The organism is Porphyromonas sp. oral taxon 275, assembly GCF_018127745.1.
Classification (GTDB): Bacteria; Bacteroidota; Bacteroidia; order Bacteroidales; family Porphyromonadaceae; genus Porphyromonas.
On the sequence record NZ_CP072333.1, the window covers coordinates 914,309 to 933,468 of the forward strand.

General features: G+C 58.8%; 16 protein-coding genes. 3 read left to right on the top strand and 13 right to left on the bottom strand.

What is annotated here, in order from left to right; all coding sequences use genetic code 11:
• Nucleotides 1-35: 35 nt before the first annotated feature.
• The 3 genes from J4862_RS03640 to lpdA all read left to right on the top strand — a co-directional run bounded on the left by J4862_RS03640 (nt 36) and on the right by lpdA (nt 3,983).
• Complete coding sequence (locus tag J4862_RS03640) at nt 36-1,040, top strand: alpha-ketoacid dehydrogenase subunit beta (protein WP_211789376.1); 1,005 nt, start codon at nt 36-38, stop codon at nt 1,038-1,040.
• A 77-nt stretch (nt 1,041-1,117) separates the two neighbouring features.
• Nucleotides 1,118-2,221, top strand: coding sequence for a dihydrolipoamide acetyltransferase (locus J4862_RS03645; protein ID WP_211789377.1), 1,104 nt, complete (start codon nt 1,118-1,120; stop codon nt 2,219-2,221).
• 40 nt (nt 2,222-2,261) lie between these two features.
• Nucleotides 2,262-3,983, top strand: coding sequence for a dihydrolipoyl dehydrogenase (lpdA, locus tag J4862_RS03650; protein ID WP_211789378.1), 1,722 nt, complete (start codon nt 2,262-2,264; stop codon nt 3,981-3,983).
• Nucleotides 3,984-4,513: 530 nt separating this feature from the next.
• On the opposite strand, the gene J4862_RS03655 is transcribed toward lpdA, so the two are convergent.
• From J4862_RS03655 to J4862_RS03715, 13 genes are all read right to left on the bottom strand, one after another.
• A complete protein-coding gene (locus J4862_RS03655; protein ID WP_211789379.1) occupies nt 4,514-5,308 on the bottom strand; it encodes a tetratricopeptide repeat protein in 795 nt (264 codons plus the stop codon).
• 11 nt (nt 5,309-5,319) lie between these two features.
• Nucleotides 5,320-7,098, bottom strand: coding sequence for a BatD family protein (locus J4862_RS03660; RefSeq protein WP_211789380.1), 1,779 nt, complete (start codon nt 7,096-7,098; stop codon nt 5,320-5,322).
• A complete protein-coding gene (locus tag J4862_RS03665; protein WP_211789381.1) occupies nt 7,092-7,835 on the bottom strand; it encodes a tetratricopeptide repeat protein in 744 nt (247 codons plus the stop codon). Before J4862_RS03665 ends, J4862_RS03660 begins: the two co-directional genes overlap by 7 nt.
• Nucleotides 7,825-8,856, bottom strand: coding sequence for a VWA domain-containing protein (locus J4862_RS03670; RefSeq protein ID WP_211789382.1), 1,032 nt, complete (start codon nt 8,854-8,856; stop codon nt 7,825-7,827). The genes J4862_RS03665 and J4862_RS03670 overlap by 11 nt, the downstream gene beginning before the upstream one ends.
• A gap of 3 nt (nt 8,857-8,859) precedes the next feature.
• Entirely contained in the window at nt 8,860-9,846 is a 987-nt protein-coding gene (locus tag J4862_RS03675; protein ID WP_211789383.1) for a VWA domain-containing protein, read from the bottom strand.
• Nucleotides 9,843-10,823 carry a hypothetical protein gene (locus J4862_RS03680; protein WP_211789384.1) on the bottom strand — a complete coding sequence of 327 codons (981 nt, stop codon included), beginning with the start codon at nt 10,821-10,823 and terminating at the stop codon, nt 9,843-9,845. Before J4862_RS03680 ends, J4862_RS03675 begins: the two co-directional genes overlap by 4 nt.
• 4 nt (nt 10,824-10,827) lie before the next feature.
• Nucleotides 10,828-11,712: a DUF58 domain-containing protein gene (locus J4862_RS03685; RefSeq protein WP_211789385.1), complete on the bottom strand. Its 885-nt coding sequence runs from the start codon at nt 11,710-11,712 to the stop codon at nt 10,828-10,830.
• Between the two features lie 57 nt (nt 11,713-11,769).
• The gene (locus J4862_RS03690) at nt 11,770-12,762 is read right to left on the bottom strand and encodes a MoxR family ATPase (protein WP_211789386.1); all 993 of its coding nucleotides are present in this window, start codon (nt 12,760-12,762) and stop codon (nt 11,770-11,772) included.
• A 31-nt stretch (nt 12,763-12,793) separates the two neighbouring features.
• Nucleotides 12,794-14,155, bottom strand: a complete 1,362-nt coding sequence (locus tag J4862_RS03695) for a LysM peptidoglycan-binding domain-containing protein (protein WP_211789387.1) — start codon at nt 14,153-14,155, stop codon at nt 12,794-12,796.
• A 5-nt stretch (nt 14,156-14,160) separates the two neighbouring features.
• Complete coding sequence (gene rimO, locus J4862_RS03700; protein WP_211789388.1) at nt 14,161-15,462, bottom strand: 30S ribosomal protein S12 methylthiotransferase RimO; 1,302 nt, start codon at nt 15,460-15,462, stop codon at nt 14,161-14,163.
• Nucleotides 15,459-16,412 (bottom strand): signal recognition particle-docking protein FtsY, encoded by a 954-nt coding sequence (ftsY, locus tag J4862_RS03705; RefSeq protein WP_211789389.1) that lies wholly within the window; start codon nt 16,410-16,412, stop codon nt 15,459-15,461. Before ftsY ends, rimO begins: the two co-directional genes overlap by 4 nt.
• A gap of 84 nt (nt 16,413-16,496) precedes the next feature.
• On the bottom strand, nt 16,497-18,176 hold the full coding sequence (locus J4862_RS03710) for a ribonucleoside-diphosphate reductase subunit alpha (protein ID WP_211789390.1): 1,680 nt from the start codon (nt 18,174-18,176) through the stop codon (nt 16,497-16,499).
• A 19-nt stretch (nt 18,177-18,195) separates the two neighbouring features.
• Nucleotides 18,196-19,146: a ribonucleotide-diphosphate reductase subunit beta gene (locus J4862_RS03715; protein ID WP_211789391.1), complete on the bottom strand. Its 951-nt coding sequence runs from the start codon at nt 19,144-19,146 to the stop codon at nt 18,196-18,198.
• Nucleotides 19,147-19,160 lie beyond the last annotated feature (14 nt).

Sequence of the window (19,160 nt, forward strand, 5' to 3'; positions counted from 1 at the left end):
CCTTCCATTAACCCCAAGCAAACAAGTAGACTATTATGATAGAAGGACAAGAAACAAAGGTGATGTCCGTGCGTGACGCCATCATCGAGGCTATGAGCGAAGAGATGCGCCGTGAGGAGAACGTCTTCCTCATCGGTGAGGACGTCGGTGTCTATGGTGGTGACTTCGGTACCTCTGTAGGGATGCTGGAGGAGTTCGGTAGCGAGCGCGTCCGTGATACCCCCATCTCGGAGAATGCCATCTCGGGTGCTGCCGTAGGGGCAGCTCTGACGGGGATGCGCCCCATCGTGGACGTGACCTTCATGGACTTCATTGTCTATATGATGGACAACATCGTCAACCAGGCTGCCAAGACGCGCTATATGTACGGTGGTAAGGGCTCGGTACCCGTAGTCTTCCGCTGTGCTGCTGGCTCGGGCCTTGGTTCGGCTGCTCAGCACTCGCAGAGCCTAGAGGCGTGGTTCTGCCACATCCCTGGCCTCAAGGTCGTAGCCCCTGGTACCCCTGCTGATGTCAAGGGTATCCTCAAGGCTGCCATCCGTGATAACAATCCCGTGATCTTCCTTGAGTACAAGGCTCAGTACAACATGAAGGGCGAGGTACCTACCGACCCCGACTTCGTACTGCCCATCGGCAAGGCTGACCTCAAGCGTACGGGTAAGGACGTGACCGTCGTCACCTACGGCCGTATGCTGGAGCGTGTCCTCAAGGCTGCCGATATGGCCCTGGAGAAGGGCATCGAGGTTGAGGTCGTCGACCTGATGACGCTCATGCCGCTGGACAAGGAGGCGATCATCAACTCCGTGAAGAAGACGGGCCGCGTGCTGCTGGTCAATGATGCGCACAAGACGGGCGGCTTCCTCGGCGAGATCGCAGCCGTGATCACCGAGAGCGATGCCTTCGACTACCTCGATAATCGCATCCTTCGCCTTGCAGCCGAGGATATCCCTACGCCTTACAACCACTCGCTGGAGGTCGCTATGCTCCCCGATGCCAACCGCATCCTCGAGTACATCGAGCGCCTCTACACCAAGCGCTAGTTCGCCAATCATGCAGATATCGTGTATAGCCCTCCCACACTGTGCGAGGGCTATGCACCTTAATGAATAATCTATATATGGGAAATGATAAACTAAGAGCCACACCTGCGGCTCGCTCACTGGCACACCGCATGGGGGTCGAGCTGAGCGAGATCGTCGGCTCTGGCTTCAAGGGACGCATCCACGCTGAGGATGTAGCTGACTTCAGCTACGAGCAGGGTGGGGGGATCACGCCCCTAGCAAAGAAGATCGCAGAAGTCTTTGGTCTGGATACTTCCTCCATCAAGGGGACGGGCTTTCGTGGCAAGATCCGCCGTGCGGACGTCGCTGCGGCACTGGGTGATCGCTATACGACCAACCTTGAGCAGATCATCGATCCCTTCACGGCTACTCCCTCTGCTGCTAAGGCTGCTCCTGCGGCTGCTGCGCCCAAGGCCGAGGCTCCCGCTGCTCCTGCAGCTGCGGCACCTGCAGCCCCCGAAGGTGGTGTCGAGATCGTACCGATGAATATGATGCGTCGCGTCATCGCCAAGCGCATGAGCGACAGCTACTTCTCCGCACCGACCTTCGTACTGAACTACGAGGTCGACATGTACGAGGCTACCAAGCTCCGCAAGCAGCTCCTCGAGCCCATCAAGGAGAAGACGGGGAAGAAGCTCACGGTCACGGACATCATCTCCATCGCCGTGGTGCGCACGCTGATGAATCATCCCTATATCAACGCTTCGCTCTCGCCCGACGGCTCTCAGATCGAGCTGCACCACTACGTCAACCTCGCTATGGCAGTAGGTATGGACGAGGGTCTGCTGGTGCCCGTAGTGCATGGCGCTGAGAAGCTCAGCCTCGTCGAACTGATGCTCCGCCTCAAGGACATCACCGAGCGCGCCGTGGGCAAGAAGCTGACGCCCGCCGATCAGGAAGGCAGCACCTTCACCATCTCCAACCTCGGGATGTACGGCGTCGAGTCCTTCACCTCGATCATCAACCAGCCTAACTCGGCCATCCTCTCCATCGCAGGTACGAAGGAAATGCCTGTCGTACGCAATGGCGAGGTCGTCGTCCGTCCGATCATGAAGATGAGCCTCACCTCCGACCACCGCGTCATCAATGGGCTGGCTGCGGCTAAGTTCATGCAGGAGCTCAAGGCTACACTGGAGTCGCCACTGCCTCTCCTCGTTTAATCCCTCTCATACGAACCACAAAAGAAGATCCTAAATAGATATGGCAACAGAGATCATCATGCCCAAAACGGGCCTAGACATGACAGAAGGTGAGATCGTAAGCTGGCGCAAGAACGAGGGTGACCCCGTGCAGGCTGGTGAAGTCCTCCTAGAGATCATGACCGATAAGACGAGCATGGAGCTCGAGGCAGAGGCCTCCGGCGTCCTGCTCAAGATCACCCACCAGGCAGGCGAGACCGTGCCCATCGCTGAGGTCATCGGCTATATCGGTGAGGCAGGCGAGAGCCTCGACACCGTCCCCTCCAAGGATGAGATCATCCCTGAGAAGAAGGAAGGCCCCGCACACGAAGGTGCTCCCCAGCCCCTCATCCACCTCGACGGCTCCTATCACCTCTGCGTCATCGGTGGTGGCCCTGCTGGCTATGTAGCTGCTATCCGCGCTGCTCAGCTCGGTGCTAAGGTCGCTATCGTAGAGAAGGCTGAGTTCGGTGGTACCTGCCTCAATAAGGGCTGTATCCCTACCAAGACCTTCCTGCGCAACGCTGAGATCCTCGACGGGGTAGCTCAGGCAGCTGCTCGCGGGATCAACTTCGCTGACATGAGCTTCTCTGTCGACATGAAGAAGCTCGTCAAGTACAAGGATGGTGTCGTCAAGAAGCTCACCGGTGGAGTCTACTCGCTGCTCAAGAGCAATGGCGTAGAGGTCTTCCGCGGTGTCGGTAAGATCAATCGCGACAAGGACGTCGTCGTCGACGGTAAGGACATCATCAAGGCGGATAAGATCATCCTCGCTGGTGGCTCCAAGGTTGGCCGCATCAATATCCCAGGCATTGATCACCCCGCTGTACTGACCAGCGATGACATCCTCAGCCTCGAGGAGCGTCCTGAGAGCCTAGTCGTCATCGGTGGCGGTGTCATCGGTGTCGAGATGGCCGAGGCTCTGGTCTCGCTCGGGACGAAGGTCACCATCATCGAGATGGCAGACTACATCATCCCTGCTCTGGACAAGGAAGTATCGCAGACGCTACGCGGCGAACTCGAGAAGCGCGGCGTGACGATCATCACCGGTGCCGCCATCGACAAGATCGAGGACCGCTCGGGCAAGCTCGCTGCTATCCTAAAGGATGGCCGTGCGATCGAGGGTGAGAAGGCGCTGCTCTCCATCGGTCGTGTGCCCGACCTCGAGGGTGTCGGCGAGATCGAGTTCGAGATCGAGCGTGGTCGCATCAAGGTCGACAAGTATATGGAGACGAGCGTCAAGGGTATCTATGCTCCTGGTGACGTCAACGGTCTGAAGATGCTTGCCCACACGGCCTTCCGCATGGGTGAGGTCGCTGCTGAGAACGCGCTGCACGGCAACGAGCGCGAGCTGAAGATGCTCTCCGCTCCCTCCGTTGTCTACACGCGTCCCGAGGTAGCTACCGTCGGTCTGACCGAAGATCAGGCTCGCGAGCACTACGGTGATATCCGTGTCGGTAAGTTCCCCTTCGTGGCCAACGGCCGTGCCCTCGCCTCTGGTGAGACCGAAGGCTTCGTCAAGGTCATCCTCGACAACAAATATGGCGAGATCCTTGGGATCCACATCATCGGCGCTATGGCTGCCGAGATGATCAGCCAGGCTTCGCTCATCATGGAGATGGAGGCTACTGCAGAGGAGGTCATCGCTACGATCTACGGTCACCCCACCTATTCGGAAGCCCTCTACGAAGCGATTGCTGACGCTCTTGGTCTGGCTATTCACCTGCCTGCCAAGAAGAAGTAGGCTTCGCCTAGTTTCCACTTACGACGGCCGCCCGATCTACTCCAGCAGTAGGTCGGGCGGCTGCTTTTATGCTCGCTTCCTTTGTGGGGCGCCTTCGCTCAGCCTCAGATGCCAGCTAGGGCCCAAACCTTCCTCCGCTGCTTATGATTTGCTCTAAGCTAAGGGAAGAAGATAGCCCAGCAGTTCACGAGCATAGGAATAGGGCTTCTAAGGGATATCAGTGGGGGCGCTGAGGGACGTCCCTCACGAGCGTGCGGGCTATCAGTCAGGAGGCCGAGGGATATCCCCCGTGGAGCTTGCAGCAGGGCTTCCCTATGGAGGAGTCCTTGGCAGAGCGCTGCGCACTCATGCTAAGTCTAAGCCCTTCAAGAGGCTTAGGGCAAGCTCCCTTAGCAGGAAGAGAAACAATAGGAGCCTGTTACACCTAGGTCGAAAGGTAAAGGAGACGAAGCCCGTAGCGTAAAAAAACAAAGCCCCGAGCAGTATCAGTGCTCGGGGCTTTGTCTTTAGGGAAATAGGGTGGAGCGGCTCTAGGGCAAGGCAGGACGCGGGACTACGTACTCTAGACTGACATTCGGGATCCAGCCATGACGTCCATCGGGCAGGGTGATAGGAATGCGCTGGAGGGCTGTAGAAGGCTCACCCTTGATGCGAATGAGCGTACCCTCATGCAGGCTAAAGAGCGCCTCGGCATCCGCGTCTCCCGAGGCAAATACCGAGATCTCGGGATGGATAATGACCGCTCGATGGCGAGCCTCGTGCTGCTCGTGCACCCAGTGAAGGATGAGGGCCAGCGTGAAGAGGCTCAGGGCAAGCGAGCCCAGCCCCGTGTAGAAGCTCCAGCGGCGAGCGCTGCGCCGCCTCACGAGGAAGAAGCGCACGAAGGCTGCCGCTGCCAGTGCGAAGAGCAGCAGGCTGAGGGCTATCAGTAGGGGCAGGGGTAGGGTATAGGCCATCTGCTCCCCAGTACGCTCTACCCAGCCTTTGCCGTCGGCCAGGCGGTCAATGCTCTTGGCTCGGATGAGCTGACGATTGGCCTGGGCTGCTTCGTCTCTGGGATCAAGCTGTAGGCTACGCTCTATATAGAGGCGTGCGTGCCCTAGATCCCCCAGCTGATAGTAGCAGGAGGCTAGATTATAGTAGATGCCAGCACGTGGCCCCTCCTGCTGGAGAAGTTGCTCGTAGCGAGTGATGGCTTGCTTGTAGTCCTTGCCTTCGTAGAGGCTGGCTGCCTGCTCCCAGGGCTTAGCCTCGGAGGCAGCAGCCGTGACGCTGCCCACCGAGAGGGTCAGGGCAAGCAGGAAAGCGTGAAGTCGCTGTGTCATGAGTGAGATCTCTATCGGCTGAGGTGATGACTATCCATATGACTGATGAGGCGTGCCGTATCGTCATAGAGCTGCTGCATATCGCCCTCCTGGGCTGGTGCGTAGCGGGCGAAGTCTGCCGCGTCAAGTAGGTCGGTGATCTGCGTGATCAGTTCGTCAGGCAGCTGACGCTCGCGTAGCAGCTCGGAGATGCTGCTGCGGCTAAGCTCGGAGAGGGGCAGACGGAGCTTATCTCCGAGGTAGCCCCACAAGGCCTTGGTCAGCTCTTCGTAGAAGGCTTCACGCTTCCCAGCTGTAAGAAGCTCGTGCGCCGTACGCAGGCGACGCGTCGCGACCTTGCTTGCCTTGCTCGCACGATAGCCTACGCTGTCAGCCAGCAGCGCCCGATGTCGGCGCAGCAGGACGTAGCTGAGGAGTGCAGCCAAAGCGATAAAGACGAAGGAGAGGTAGTAGACGAAGCTCTGCACGAAGCCGAGGCCACGGATGGCACGGGCTCCCAGCTCTTGCTTGAGCGGCGCGAGGCTGAGGAGCTGCTGATCGGCGCTGACGACTTCATCCTGGGGGGCATTCTTCCCCTGGGCTATATCGAGGCGGAATGATTGGCTGCGGATCGTCTCGTAGCGCTGCGTCTGCGGGTTGAAGTAGCTGAAGCTGACGGCCGGGATCGTCACGATCCCGACGCGCTTGGGGATGGCATAGTAGTCGATCACCTTATGCCCCTGGACATTGTTCGCCCCGACCTTCTGCTCGTAGCTCTCCTTAGGGTCATAGACCTCGAAGGTATCGGGGAACTTGACCTCGGGGGCCTTCGCGAGCTTTAGGTTGCCTTGCCCCTGCAGGGTGATGCGTAGGGTGAGCGCCTCATTGGTCTTGAGCTTCTTGCTCAGGAGCTCAGCCTTCATCGTGAAGGCTCCCACAGCTCCAGAGAAGTCTGCGGGGCGGCCTTCAGTAGGGAGCGGCTTGACCGAGATCGTCACGGGAGCGGAGCTGACCGTGCGCTCCATGACGCTGGTAGCCCCAATGAAGAAGTCATCTTCGTCCTGAGCCATAGGTGCTGGGACACGCAGCCCAATCTCGCTGGCAGGGATGGTCAGCTGACCACTGCGCTGGGGGAAGAGTACTTCTTGACGCATGACGACGGTACGCCAGTTGCGCCCTTGATAGCTCTCGAGGACAAGCTGTCGGCGTCCATCATCGGGCTCCATCTGTGAGAAGAAGCCCTCGTACTCGGGGGCCTTGAGCGAAGCGATCTCGAACTCCGTGGAGGCATACAGCTTGTACTGCATCGGGATGGCCTCCTGCTCGTAGACCGAGCTGCGCCCAGGGATAGCGCGGTAGAGGTAGTGCCCTACGCTGCTGGCCTGGGCAGACTGCTGCCCAGGCTCCCCTGGGAGGACCTTGATACTGGCCCCGCGTACCTGGACTTGGCGTCCTCCCACAACGGCCGTCGTGGGGGCGATGGAGACTGTACCTACCTTATCGGCCAGGAGGGTATAGGTAAGCTGCGTGGAGACCGAGCTGGTGGTCCTACCATTGACGCTGCTGAAGGAGCTGGAGGTCTGACGCGCTGGGCCGTAGAGGAGATTGAGGCCCGTGAGCTTGGGGGCATCGAGGCGCTCGAGCTCAGCCGAGCCCTGCAAAAGATATACGAGCTGAAAGGGGCGTCCCTTGATAACAGTCGCTGGCACCTCGACCTTGATGGTCTGAGCTGCCAGGGAGACTAAACCTAGGAAGGTCGCCGCACCAAGTAGGGACGTACGGCGGAGAGGCGTGCGAGATATACTTACCATCGCTTCTTGTTCTTGTTGCTATTCTGACTCTGCTCTTCCCGCTGGCGCTGCTCTACGCGTCGGCGTGTCTTCTCGTCGTCGGAGCGGAAGGAGTTGAGGAGCTGCTCGGCTTGCTCCTTGGACATCTGTCCAGGGCGAGGCTCAGCGGGCTTCCCGCCCTGCTGCTTGTCGTCCTGCTTCTGCTGAGCGTTCTGCTGCTGGTCCTGCTTCTTCGGATCCTGCTTGTCCTTCTGCTTGTCTTGCTGTTGCTGTTGCTGGTCCTGCTTATTCTGCTGCTGCTTGTTATCCTTCTGCTGCTCCTGCTGCTTGAGGAGACGCTGCGCTAGGACTAGATTGTAGCGCGTGCCCTCGTTCTGAGGGTTGCGGATCAGCGACTCCTCATAGGCCTCGACGGCCGCACGGTAGTCCTTCTGCTTCATCGCTACGTTGCCGAGATTGTGTAGGACGTCGGCCTGATGACGCTGAGGGAGCTGCGCAGACCCCGCCAGACGCTCGAGGTAGCTCTTGGCCTGATCATAGTGCCCCTCCTGATAGGCGGAGTTAGCCAGGCCGAAGTTAGCCTTAGCATAGAGGCTGTCCTTGAGCAGAGCGCGTCGATATTCGGCTGAGGCAGCGGCATAGTTCCCCTTCTTGTAGAGCTTGCCCGCACGGCGGATATCGCTCTTGATCCACTGGGCCGAGCTGCTGCCATAGGTGAAGGCAGTGAGGCAAAGGATATAGATGAGCTTACTTCTCATGACCGAAGATGTTGTAGCGGATGAGGAACTTGTTGCGGCGTCCCATAATGCCGAACTCCAGGACGAGGAGCACGAAGGCTGCCCACAGCCACGACTCGTAGTCCTCGATGGCGCTGCTATCGGAGCCCCCCGAGACACTGCCCTTAGGTAGCTCGTCGAGCTGCTTCTTCAGCTCCTTCACGACACTCGCCTGTGAGGCTGAGCTGACGAAGACGCCTTCGCCCGCCGAGGCCAGCGACTGGCACATCTCGGGATTGAAGCGCGTGACGACCATGTTGCCCGTCTCATCGGTCAGGGGTCCTCCGCTCGTGGGGATATTGCCCCCCTCGCTGGTGCCGACCCCCACTACATTGATGCGGATGCCAGCAGCCTTAGCCGCCTTGGCCGCCTCGAGGGCATTGTCCTCGAAGTCCTCACCGTCTGTCAGTACGATGATGGCCTTCCCTAGGTCCTTGCGGTCAGAGAAGGACTGACGAGCGAGGTCGATCGCTGCGCCGATGGCCGTACCTTGGTCGGAGATCATGTTCGGGGAGATGTCCCCGAGGAACTCCTGGGCGGTGCTTAGGTCGGTGGTGATGGGGAGCTGGACGAAGGAGCTACCAGCAAAGACGATGAGCCCCACGCGGTCGCTCTTCATCTCGTCGAGCAGCTTGGATATTGTCCGCTTGGCGAACTCAAGTCTATTCGGGGCAATGTCTTCGCAGAGCATCGAGTTGGAGATGTCGAGGCAGATCATTGCCTCGATCCCCTTGTTGTCCTCGCTAGCACCCGCAGTACGGCCTGCGATCTGAGGACGTGCCAGCACGATGAGCAGTAGTGCCCCAGCCAGGAGGATCATCAGGTCCCTCAGGAGCAGCTTGCGTCCCGTAGCCAGCGGCATGATGAGCTGCTGCATCTCAGGGCTAGCATAGCGGGCCAGCTGCCTGCGACGCTGGAAGAAGCGCCACACAGCCCAGCCCAGAAGGGGCAGGAGCCCCAGGAGGAAGCTGAGATACTCGGGGGACTGGAAGTGTATGTTCATACCCTAGGGATTGAGTCGGAAGATGGTAGAGCGTAGCAGCCACTCCAGGAGTAGGCACAGTGCTGCGATGAGGACGAAGAAGGCGAACTGCTCGTAGACCTTGTGGTAGCTGCGTGTCGAGAGCTTGGTCTTCTCTAGACGGTCGATCTCCTTGTAGATCTTGGCTAGGGACTGATTATCCGTAGCGCGGAAGTACTCCCCGCCAGAGATCTCCGCGATCTGACGCATCGTGGGCTCGTCGAGGTCGACGGGCATATTACGCACCACGGTGCCTACAGGTGTCTCTATAGGGTAGGGGGCTTCGCCTGAGCCTGAGCCTACACCGATCGTATAGACCGATATGCCTAGCGTCTTGGCTAGCTCTGCAGCCATAGAGGGAGAGATATTGCCCGTGTTGTTCGCGCCGTCTGTCAGGAGGATGACGACCTTGCTCTTGGTCTTGCTGTCCTTGAGGCGGCTGATGGCCGTAGCCAGCCCAGAGCCGATGGCCGTCTGATCCTCGATGATCCCGGGTTTCATTTGGCTCAGCCTATTGACGAGCGTCGCGTGATCCTGCGTGAGCGGGCAAGCGGTGAAGCTCTCCCCTGCAAAGACCACAAGCCCGATATTGTCATTGGGGCGATTGGCGATAAAGCGCATGGCGACCTCCTTGGCAGCCTCGACGCGGTTCGGTTCGAAGTCCATGGCGAGCATGCTCGTGGATATGTCCATCGTGAGCATGATATCGATACCCTCCACCTGACTCTCCGTCCAGCTGGTGGAGCTCTGTGGACGAGCAAGGGCAATAATGATGGCCGAGAGCCCGAGGAGACGTAGGATGAGGACGAGGTGCCGTAGACGTACGCGCCAGCCAGCGCCTGCCCCTTGGAGTAGCTGCAGGGAGGGCGTGCGTAGCGTAGCCTGCTGCTTGCGCTGCCAAAGGATGTAGAAGAGGGCTAGCGCGGGGATAAGGAGCAGCAGCCACAGGACGTGGGGATGGAGGAAGGTCATGCCGTCACCTCCTTTCTCTCTGAGCCCTCAGGACGCTGAGCAGCATAGAGCTCACTCGCCAGCTCTAGGGCTAGACGACTGGACTCGTGGGCTTCGCTAGGCATCGGGAGGCTCTTGGCGAACTTCACGAAGTCCGCTTGGGCGAAAATCCCTTCTAGGTGCCGCAGTATACGAGGATCGACTTGGCGACCGCTCAGGGCTGCGATGAGCTCCGAGCTAGTCAGCTCGAGGGCCTCAATCCCCCATAGCTCGAGGAAGTAGTGACGCAGCCCCTCGGTCAGCAAGGAGTAGTAAGCCTTGAAGTCCTGCTGGGTCTCCAGCGGAGCCTTCGCAAGTGGGGCGAGCCGCTTCTGCAGCTGCTCTAGAGGCGTATAGGTACGGACTGGGATAGGCTTCACGGGCTTCATATACCGCGCCCTCCTCTTGTACTCGTATACGAGGATTGCAATGAGGAGCAGGCCTGCTATGACGTAGCTAATCCAGCTTGACCAAAGGATAAGGAAGAGATCCAATAGGGTATAGGGCTCCTCCCAGGGATCCATGATGGGCTTGAAGTCGTCGGGCTTGGAGACATCTACCTGTGGGGCGATGACGTTTAGGGCTAGCGCCTTAGAGCTCGCCTGCCCAGAGGGAGTCTCGACGATGATGGGAGGGAGGTTGACAAGTGTCGAGTCGAAGGAGGTCACGATCATACGCGCCTTGATCTCCTTGACCCCATTCCCTATGTCGAGGGTGTCGAGAGCGCCGAACTCAAGGACACGGAAGCGCGCATTGCCCGTGCTGTCCTCGCTGAGCCAGAAGCGTGTCTGAGGTAGGTTGTCCGTGCGGATAATCATATCTATAGCCGCGGGCTCCCCGATGCGTATCTCGGGACGATCCAGGCGCGTCTGTATAGAGACGTTCTGCCCCGAGGCTAGATGGACAGCCCCCAGCATCAAGATACCTGCTAAGCTATAGCGTCTTGTCTGTAGTGACATAGTGTTAGGATCTGCGTCCGAAGAGGCGTAGGAGCTCGGGCGTATAGTCTCGACCCGCAGCGAGCTCGATGTGGTCGACTCCCGAACGAAGGCAATTTTGATGGAAGGCTGCGAGCTGGGCCTCTAGCTGCTGCTCATAGGCCTCCCGTAGGCTACGGGAAGAGGTGTCTACCCAGCGGCACCGCCCAGACTCAGCATCCTGGAGCTGCACCAGCCCAAGGCGTGGCAGCTGCATCGCCCCCGCATCATAGGTACGGATGGCGACCAGGTCATGACGCCGAGCAGCGAGGCTGAGCGAGGTACGATAGTCTGCCCCCCAGTGCAGGAAGTCAGAGATCAAGAAGGCGGTGCAGCGTCGCTTGATGACCTGATTGAGGTAGCTCAGAGGGACGTTGAGGTCCGTCCCTTGGCTCTTGGGCTCGAAGGACAGCAGCTCACGGATCAGGTAGAGGATATGCTTGCGCCCACTACGTGCGGGGATGAAGAGCTCTATCTGATCGGTGAAGAAGATGGCCCCTACCTTGTCGTTGTTCTGTATCGCGGAGAAGGCGAGCGTAGCCGCTAGCTCGGTATTGAGCTCGCGTATGCTCTCGCTTTGCGTCCCGAAGGCGGTGCTACCCGTCATATCTACGAGGAGCATGACCGTCAGCTCGCGCTCTTCCTCGAAGACCTTCACAAAGGGATGCGCATAGCGTGCCGTGACATTCCAGTCGATATCGCGTACGTCATCGCCGATCTGATAGTTGCGCACCTCGCTGAAGGCCATACCGCGTCCCCTAAAGGCCGAGTGGTACTGCCCAGCAAAGACCTGCTCGGAAAGCCCCCTTGCCTTGATCTCAATGCGGCGAACTTTCTTGAGTAGCTCTGTGGCTTCTTGCTTCGATTTCATCTATACCTGTTTCCTGCTCCGATCTTACTTGTCCAGTGTCCTAGTGGGCGACTCCCGCTAGGGCACCTCTACCTTATTAAGGATCTCCTTGATAAGCTCGTCGGCCGAGAGATTATTGGCTTCGGCTTCGTAGGAGAGGCCTATGCGGTGGCGCAGGACATCGTAGCAGATGGCGCGCACATCCTCGGGGATGACGTAGCCGCGGCGCTTGAGCAGCGCGTAGGAGCGAGCCGCGAGGGCAAGGTTGATCGAGGCGCGAGGCGAGGCACCGAAGGAGATGTAGTTCTTGAAGTCCGCCAGTCCGTACTCCTCAGGGCGGCGCGTGGCGTAGACGATATCGACGATGTAGCGCTCGATCTTCTCGTCGATGTAGACCTGGGAGGCCGTAGCGCGCAGGTCGAGGATATCAGCGATGCTGACGACGTGCTTGACCTCGACGGGCTCAGGGCGTATCTGCTGGCGTACGATGAGCGCCTCCTCCTCCTTGCGAGGGTAGGAGATAAGCACCTTGAGCATGAAGCGGTCTACCTGTGCCTCGGGTAGGGGATAGGTACCCTCCTGCTCGATGGGGTTCTGCGTCGCCATGACGAGGAAGGGGTTGGGGAGCTTGAAGGTCTGCTCACCCACCGTCACCTGATGCTCCTGCATGGCCTCCAAGAGGGCACTCTGTACCTTGGCTGGAGCTCGGTTGATCTCGTCGGCGAGGATGAAGTTGGAGAAGATCGGCCCCTTCTTTACCTGGAAGTCCTCGTGCTTCTGGCTATACATCATCGTCCCGATGACGTCGGCAGGCAGCAGGTCGGGGGTGAACTGGATACGCTTGTAGTCGGCCTGTATCAGCTGGGCAAGCGTCTTGATCGCGAGCGTCTTGGCAAGGCCAGGCAGCCCCTCCAGTAAGATATGCCCTCCCGAGAGCAGGCTGATGAGGAGGGAGTCCACGAGGTGTTCCTGCCCGACGATCGCCTGACGCATCCCCGTGCGGAGGGCATCGATGATGTGGCTCTTGCGCTCAATCTCGGCCGTGAGCATGCGTATGTCTACTGATTCCATATATGTCTAAAGTCTAGTGCGTGCTATGATTTTACTTCTTGTTCCAAAGGTTGCGCTGTAGTACTAACGCACGCCTCACCGAATTCGTATCAAGGGCGTTGATACGGTATTTGGAGGCTGCGGGCAGCGTGATACGCTTCCCTAGTGGGAGCTTGTCAGGGTCCTGTAGCTTCGCCTCGTTCTCCTGATAGATGTAGACCCAAAAGGCCTTGTGCCCATACTTCTGATAGGCAAGGCGTGTCAGGCGATCTCCTGGACGCAGCACGCGTGTCTCCGTGCTGTCCCCTCGAAGCCTGGGCTCTAGGGCTCGGGCCAAGCTATCCCGACGAGCACTGTCTAGCCGCAGCTGAGTGCTATCTAGCTGGGCGGATTGGGTAGGACGTGCTGAAGGAGGGGCGGGGAGTGTCGGCTGTGTTTTCTTCGGCTTAAGCGAAGCCGAAGACTGGGGCCTTAGATGCACATTATATAGGTAGTAGCCTCCGAGCCCGAGGAGTAAGCCAGCGAGTAGCCCAAGTAAGAGTAATGCCCACGAGTAAGGGCGGGGCTTTGCCTCCTCTGAATCAGGGGCGATCGTCACAGCAGGCTGTGAGCTTTCTCCCACCAGTGTGTGAGCCTCCTGACTGACGTCAGTGACGGCCTTGACTGGTAAGGGGAAGCTAGGCCCGTCCGCTGCTGGGGATACGCCCTCTGTAGATGGGGCTTCCTTCACCGATAGCGTATCGGCTTCGTGTACCGGGGCGACTTCCTCAGAGAGGACAGTAGGCTCCTCCGGTATAGGTTCGGGCTGACGTGCCTCGTAGCGTAGCGTCGAATAGCGGCTAGCTAGGGATTCAAGGGAGCTCAAGGGGCGCTGCTCCAATTCCCCCTGGGGGAGGTAATCGGGACCAAGTCGTACGGGGACGAACATGGCGAAGGGCTTGTTCAGCCCCTCTGCAAAGCTGGAGCTTAGCTGCAGCGTATAGCCTTCGGGAGCTAGGCGGAAGATACCCAGTCCAGGCCAGTGCAGGAGCTGATGCTGCTCTAGGAAGGTAGCCCAATGGCGAGGCAGGAGCTCCAGCCAAGCGGAGACGAGCCCAAGGCTAAGTTTGCAGGCTTCAGAGAGGGCCGTGGCGAGGGCTGGGAGAGCAATGCTCCCCCCCTCAGTAGCTTCGGCCTCGAGCTCTAGATGCAGCTGCGGAGGGATGAGCCACAGCTCTCCGTCGGGGAGCTCCGCGATCCATTCGATCTCGGTGCGCAGGCTCCAGCAGCCCAGCTCCTGTAGGTCTAGCGTCTGACCCGCCAGGAGGCGCTGCTCGAGCTGAGCGCCCAGCGCCTGCAGCAGCGACTCTACCGTCGTCAGCTGCAGACCAGCGTGCTCCGCTAGACGCAGTACCCAAAGTTCCTCCTGCAGCATCTTAGCTAGGCCTTGAATTGTCCGTAGAGATCAAAGGTGTCGGCGGAGGTGATCTCGATGGGGTAGAAGTTCCCCACCGTGAGCTCGGTCTCCTTAGTGACCAGGACCTCCTGATCGACCTCGGGGGAGTCGTACTCGGTGCGCCCGATGTAGTACTCATCCTCGGCTCTATCGATGAGGACCTTGAAGGTCTTGCCTACCTTTGCTGCATTGAGCTCGGTGGCGATCTCCTCCTGAGTGCTCATCAGTCGATCCATACGCTCCTGCTTCACAGCAAGGGGGATGTCATCCTCGTACTTGTCATAGGCGAAGGTCCCCGTCTCGTGTGAGTAGACGAAGGCACCCATGCGATCGAAGCGAATATCACGGACGAACTGCAGGAGCTCCTCGAAGTCCTGCTCCGTCTCCCCTGGGTGTCCCGTCATCAGCGTCGTACGCAGGTGCAGGCCAGGGACGGACTCGCGCATATAGCCGAGCAGCTCGTAGGTCTCCGCCTTCGTCACGCGGCGACGCATCTGTTCCAGCATGGGGTCACTGATATGCTGTAGGGCTATGTCGAGGTAGTTGCAGATGTTCTCACGCTCCCGCATCACGCTGAGGATCTCGCGAGGAAAGTCCGCGGGATAGGCGTAGTGCAGGCGTAGCCACTCGAGCCCTTTGACATCAGAGAGCCGCTGCATGAGCTCGGCTAGGCTGTTCTTCTTGTAGCGGTCGAGGCCATAGAAGGTAAGGTCCTGGGCTATGAGCTGGATCTCCTTGACGCCCGAGGCTACGAGGGACTCGGCCTCAGCGACCAGCTCCTCCATGGGGCGAGACTGATGCTTGCCCGTGATGAGCGGGATAGCACAGTAGGAGCAGCTGCGGTTGCAGCCCTCCGAGATCTTCATATAGGCGTAGTGGGATGGGGTCGTGATGCTACGATTGCCCCCGAGTGGGTCGTGGTGGTACGCCTTCCCGAGGTCGGTAAGGAGGTTCTTCCAGTTGAACTTGCCATAGTAGCCATCGACCTCGGGGATCTCTGCCTTGAGCTCGTCCATGAAGCGCTCCGTGAGGCAGCCCATGACATAGACCTGCCCGATGCGCCCCTGCTTCTTGGCCTCGACCATGCTGAGGATCATGTTGATCGACTCCTCCTGGGCATCACCGATGAAGCCGCAGGTATTGAGGACAACGATCTCTCCGTTGACTGTGGGCGAATTGTGCTGGACCTTGTAACCGTTTGCCAGGAACTGGCGGATGAGCTGCTCCGAGTCCACTAGATTCTTGGAGCAGCCTAGAGTGATAACGTCGACTTTATTCTTTCTCATTCTCCGAATAAGGAGTCTACAAATGCTTTCTTTCGGAAGAGCTGAAGGTCGTCAATGCCTTCGCCTAGTCCGATATACTTTACTGGGATCTTGAACTGATCGGAGATACCGATGACGACACCGCCCTTGGCCGTGCCGTCGAGCTTAGTGACCGCTAGGGCGTTGACCTCGGTGGCTGCGGTGAACTGCTTGGCCTGCTCGAAGGCATTCTGCCCCGTGGAGCCATCGAGGACGAGGAGGACCTCATGTGGGGCATCGGGGAGGACCTTCTGCATCACGCGGCGGATCTTGGTCAGCTCGTTCATCAGCCCTACCTTGTTGTGCAGGCGGCCTGCCGTGTCGATGATGACCACGTCACTGCCCGCCTTGACTGCAGCGCTGAGCGTGTCGAAGGCTACCGAGGCAGGGTCGGCCGACATATGCTGCTTGATGATGGGCACACCTACACGCTGCGCCCAGATGTCGAGCTGCTCGATGGCGGCTGCGCGGAAGGTGTCTCCCGCCCCGAGCATCACGGAGTAGCCCTGCCCTTTGAACTGATGGGCCAGCTTGCCTATGGTCGTGGTCTTACCCACGCCGTTGACACCGACGACCATGATGACGTAGGGCTTCTTCCCCTCGGGGAGGGCAAAGCTCTCTCCATCCTCCGAGCCGCTCTCCAGTAGGAGCTGGGCGATCTCGTCACGAAGGAGGGCGCTCAGCTCACTCGTGGAGACGTACTTGTCTCGGGCTACACGCTCCTCTATTCGCTTGATGATCTTGAGGGTCGTCTCGACCCCGACATCACTCGTCACGAGGATATCCTCTAGATCATCCAGCACGGAGTCGTCGATGGTACTGCGCCCAGCCACAGCTCGAGCGATCTTACTGAAGACGCTCTCCTTGCTCTTGGCGAGCCCTTCGTTAAGCTCTTCCTTCTTCTTACGGGAGAAGAGTCCAAATAGTCCCATGATCCTTGCTTTAGTTGATGAATCGATGATGTGGGCAGTCTCCACTCCCCATGCGGTAGGGTAGTGGAGACTGTCCTTCGGTGACTAAGCCTCGCAGCTGGCGCAGGTCACCAGGTTGGTGAGCATATCCTTGGAGACACTATTGCTGCGCTGATAGTAGAGCCCCTTCACCCCGAGCTTCCAGGCCTCGATGATGAGGCGGTTGAGGTCCTTGATCGGCATCTCGGGCGGGATGTTGAGGTTGAGGCTCTGCGACTGGTCGATATACTTCTGACGGATGGAGGCCTGCACGATGATGTCCTTCTGAGAGATCTCGCGGAAGGTCTTGAAGACCTCCTTCTCGTGGTCGCTCAGGAAGTCGAGGTGCTGCACCGAGCCTGCATTCATCATGATCTCACGCCATACCTCATAGGTATCCTTGCCCTTGCTCTCGAGGAGCTCACGCAGGTAGCGGTTCTTACGAATGAAGTTCCCCTTAGCCAGCCCTACCTTATAATAGTTGCTCGAGTAGGGCTCGATGCCAGGGCTGACCTGGCCGAGGATGGAGGAAGAGGAAGTCGTCGGGGCGACAGCTAGGCGCGTTGTATTGCGGTACTTGACGCCCTGATAGCTGCCTTCCTCGAAGATAGGCGCTGGCCCGAGGAGCTCTGCCAGGCGCAGGCTCTCGGCCGTGGTCTTCTCCTGGAGCTGCTTGAAGATCTCGGCCGTCAGCTGGTTGGCCTGGAGTGACCCGAAGGCGATCATCTTGCTCTGCAGGTAGGAGTGCCAGCCGAGGACGCCGATGCCGATAGCGCGGTGACGCTTGGCGAAGTTAGCCGCGTACTTGAGGAACTTCTTACCCTCCGTCTTGGCGATGTACTCGGAGAGGATGCCGTCAAGGAACATCACCGCCAGCTCGGGCAGATCGCTGTCGCGCCACTCATCGTAGAGGGCGAGGTTGAGCGAACAGAGGCAGCAGATGAAGGTCTCCTTGTCCGAGTCGGGCAGAGCGATCTCGCTGCAGAGGTTGCTATGGGTGATGTTGCAGCCGAGGTACTGATAGATCTCGGGCTTGTTGATATTATTCGTGTCGCTGAACCAGATGTAGGGGAGTCCCTTCTCTCGGCGCGACTCGAGGACGCGTGCCCAGATCTTGCGCTTGGCCTCATCGCCCTCGATCATCTCTACCATCCAGTAGTCGGGGACGCATACGGCGTAGAAGATATTCTGCAGCTCGTTACCGATGTCCTTGATGGCAAGGAACTCCTCGATGTCCGGATGGTCAATATCGAGATAGGCGGCGAAGGAGCCACGACGCGAGCCCTGCGTGACGACGGTCATCACCGTGTCAAAGAGCTTCATGAAGGATACAGCGCCTGTGGACTTCCCATTGTTGGCGATCGAAGCCCCACGGCCGCGGAGCGAACCGAAGTAGGCAGAGGTCCCCGCACCCATCTTGGTGTGCATCATCACCTCGCCGAGCTTGGTCGTGATGTCGGCGATGCTATCCCCGATATAGCATCCCTGGCAGGATATAGGCAGCCCACGAGAGGTGCCGGCATTGGTCCAGATAGGGGAGGAGAGGGACAGCCATCCCTTGTAGATGGCATCCTTGAATCGCTCCTGCAGCTCGGGTGTGCCGAGCTCGCCCAGGTGCTGGCACACCGAGGCTGTGATGCGGTCTATGGCATCGTGTATCGTCTCCCCGTTGAGGAGGTAGCCGCGATCGAGTACCGCACGGGACTCATCGTTGTACCACCAGGGTTCTTGTCTTGTTTGGTTCATCTTGTCTCTAGGCTAGGGGCTAGAATAGGTCGTTAGCGGTGACGGGTTTGTCGTGCTTGGTGTAGGCGGTCGGACGCTTGGCGAAGAAGTCGTCAAGGTCGTTGGCGAACACGTACTCATCAAACCACTCCATGGGCATGTATTGTTCGGTGCTGATGTTGTAGACCTGCCCGTAGGACATCTGCGTCAGGGCCTTGTCGACACGGTACTTCATGAAGTTCAGCATGTCCTGCTTGCTGAAGAAGTCCAGCTCCCCAGGCTCGTAGATCCAGTTGAGCAGCTCCTCCTCGTAGCTCAGGTAGCTACGCACCATACGCTCTACCTCGCTGTAGTCGAGGCGAAGGTCTGGGCGCTCCTCGAAGATCTTATTAATAATGTATACCCCCGCATCGGCGTGGCACTGCTCATCGATACTGCTCCAGGAGACCATGTTTGCCGTGTTCTTCAGCATACCACGGAAGTGGGAGAAGGCCACCATATTGGCGAACTGCGAGAAGAGCGAGGAGTTCTCGATGACGATGGTGAAGAAGAAGAGCTTATGGATGAAGTCCTGCTGGCTCGTCAGATGCTCCTCCGTGAGCTCCAGCTTGCGCTTGAAGACGGGCACCTCAAGGATGCGCTTGAATTCCTCCTCCAGCCCGACGACCTCCAGGAGACGAGCATAGGCCGAGGAGTGGCGGCATTCGGATTCGCTGAAGGTAGCCCCGAGGTCGTTGAACTCAGGCTTGGGGAGGAAGTCGTAGAGCTTCCCCCAGAAGGTCTTGACCGTCACCTCTACCTGGGCGATGGCCAGGAGGCTTCGCTTGATGACCTCACGCTCCGTGTCGCTGAGCTGCGTCTTGAAGTCCTGTATGTCGTCGCTGAAGTCCACCTCCGAGTGTACCCAGAAGGTACGGTTCATATTGTCGATGAAGACCTGAACCTCGGGGTACTCGAAGGGCTTGTACTCCGTGCGCTTATCGAAAATCATAGTTATATCTGTTT

Excerpts from the sequence above, each read along its gene's own strand:
- J4862_RS03640 (WP_211789376.1), top strand. The coding sequence starts at position 36 with ATGATAGAAGGACAAGAAACAAAGGTGATGTCCGTGCGTGACGCCATC.
- J4862_RS03645 (WP_211789377.1), top strand. The coding sequence starts at position 1,118 with ATGGGAAATGATAAACTAAGAGCCACACCTGCGGCTCGCTCACTGGCA.
- lpdA (WP_211789378.1), top strand. The coding sequence starts at position 2,262 with ATGGCAACAGAGATCATCATGCCCAAAACGGGCCTAGACATGACAGAA.
- J4862_RS03655 (WP_211789379.1), bottom strand. The coding sequence starts at position 5,308 with ATGACACAGCGACTTCACGCTTTCCTGCTTGCCCTGACCCTCTCGGTG.
- J4862_RS03660 (WP_211789380.1), bottom strand. The coding sequence starts at position 7,098 with ATGGTAAGTATATCTCGCACGCCTCTCCGCCGTACGTCCCTACTTGGT.
- J4862_RS03665 (WP_211789381.1), bottom strand. The coding sequence starts at position 7,835 with ATGAGAAGTAAGCTCATCTATATCCTTTGCCTCACTGCCTTCACCTAT.
- J4862_RS03670 (WP_211789382.1), bottom strand. The coding sequence starts at position 8,856 with ATGAACATACACTTCCAGTCCCCCGAGTATCTCAGCTTCCTCCTGGGG.
- J4862_RS03675 (WP_211789383.1), bottom strand. The coding sequence starts at position 9,846 with ATGACCTTCCTCCATCCCCACGTCCTGTGGCTGCTGCTCCTTATCCCC.
- J4862_RS03680 (WP_211789384.1), bottom strand. The coding sequence starts at position 10,823 with ATGTCACTACAGACAAGACGCTATAGCTTAGCAGGTATCTTGATGCTG.
- J4862_RS03685 (WP_211789385.1), bottom strand. The coding sequence starts at position 11,712 with ATGAAATCGAAGCAAGAAGCCACAGAGCTACTCAAGAAAGTTCGCCGC.
- J4862_RS03690 (WP_211789386.1), bottom strand. The coding sequence starts at position 12,762 with ATGGAATCAGTAGACATACGCATGCTCACGGCCGAGATTGAGCGCAAG.
- J4862_RS03695 (WP_211789387.1), bottom strand. The coding sequence starts at position 14,155 with ATGCTGCAGGAGGAACTTTGGGTACTGCGTCTAGCGGAGCACGCTGGT.
- rimO (WP_211789388.1), bottom strand. The coding sequence starts at position 15,462 with ATGAGAAAGAATAAAGTCGACGTTATCACTCTAGGCTGCTCCAAGAAT.
- ftsY (WP_211789389.1), bottom strand. The coding sequence starts at position 16,412 with ATGGGACTATTTGGACTCTTCTCCCGTAAGAAGAAGGAAGAGCTTAAC.
- J4862_RS03710 (WP_211789390.1), bottom strand. The coding sequence starts at position 18,176 with ATGAACCAAACAAGACAAGAACCCTGGTGGTACAACGATGAGTCCCGT.
- J4862_RS03715 (WP_211789391.1), bottom strand. The coding sequence starts at position 19,146 with ATGATTTTCGATAAGCGCACGGAGTACAAGCCCTTCGAGTACCCCGAG.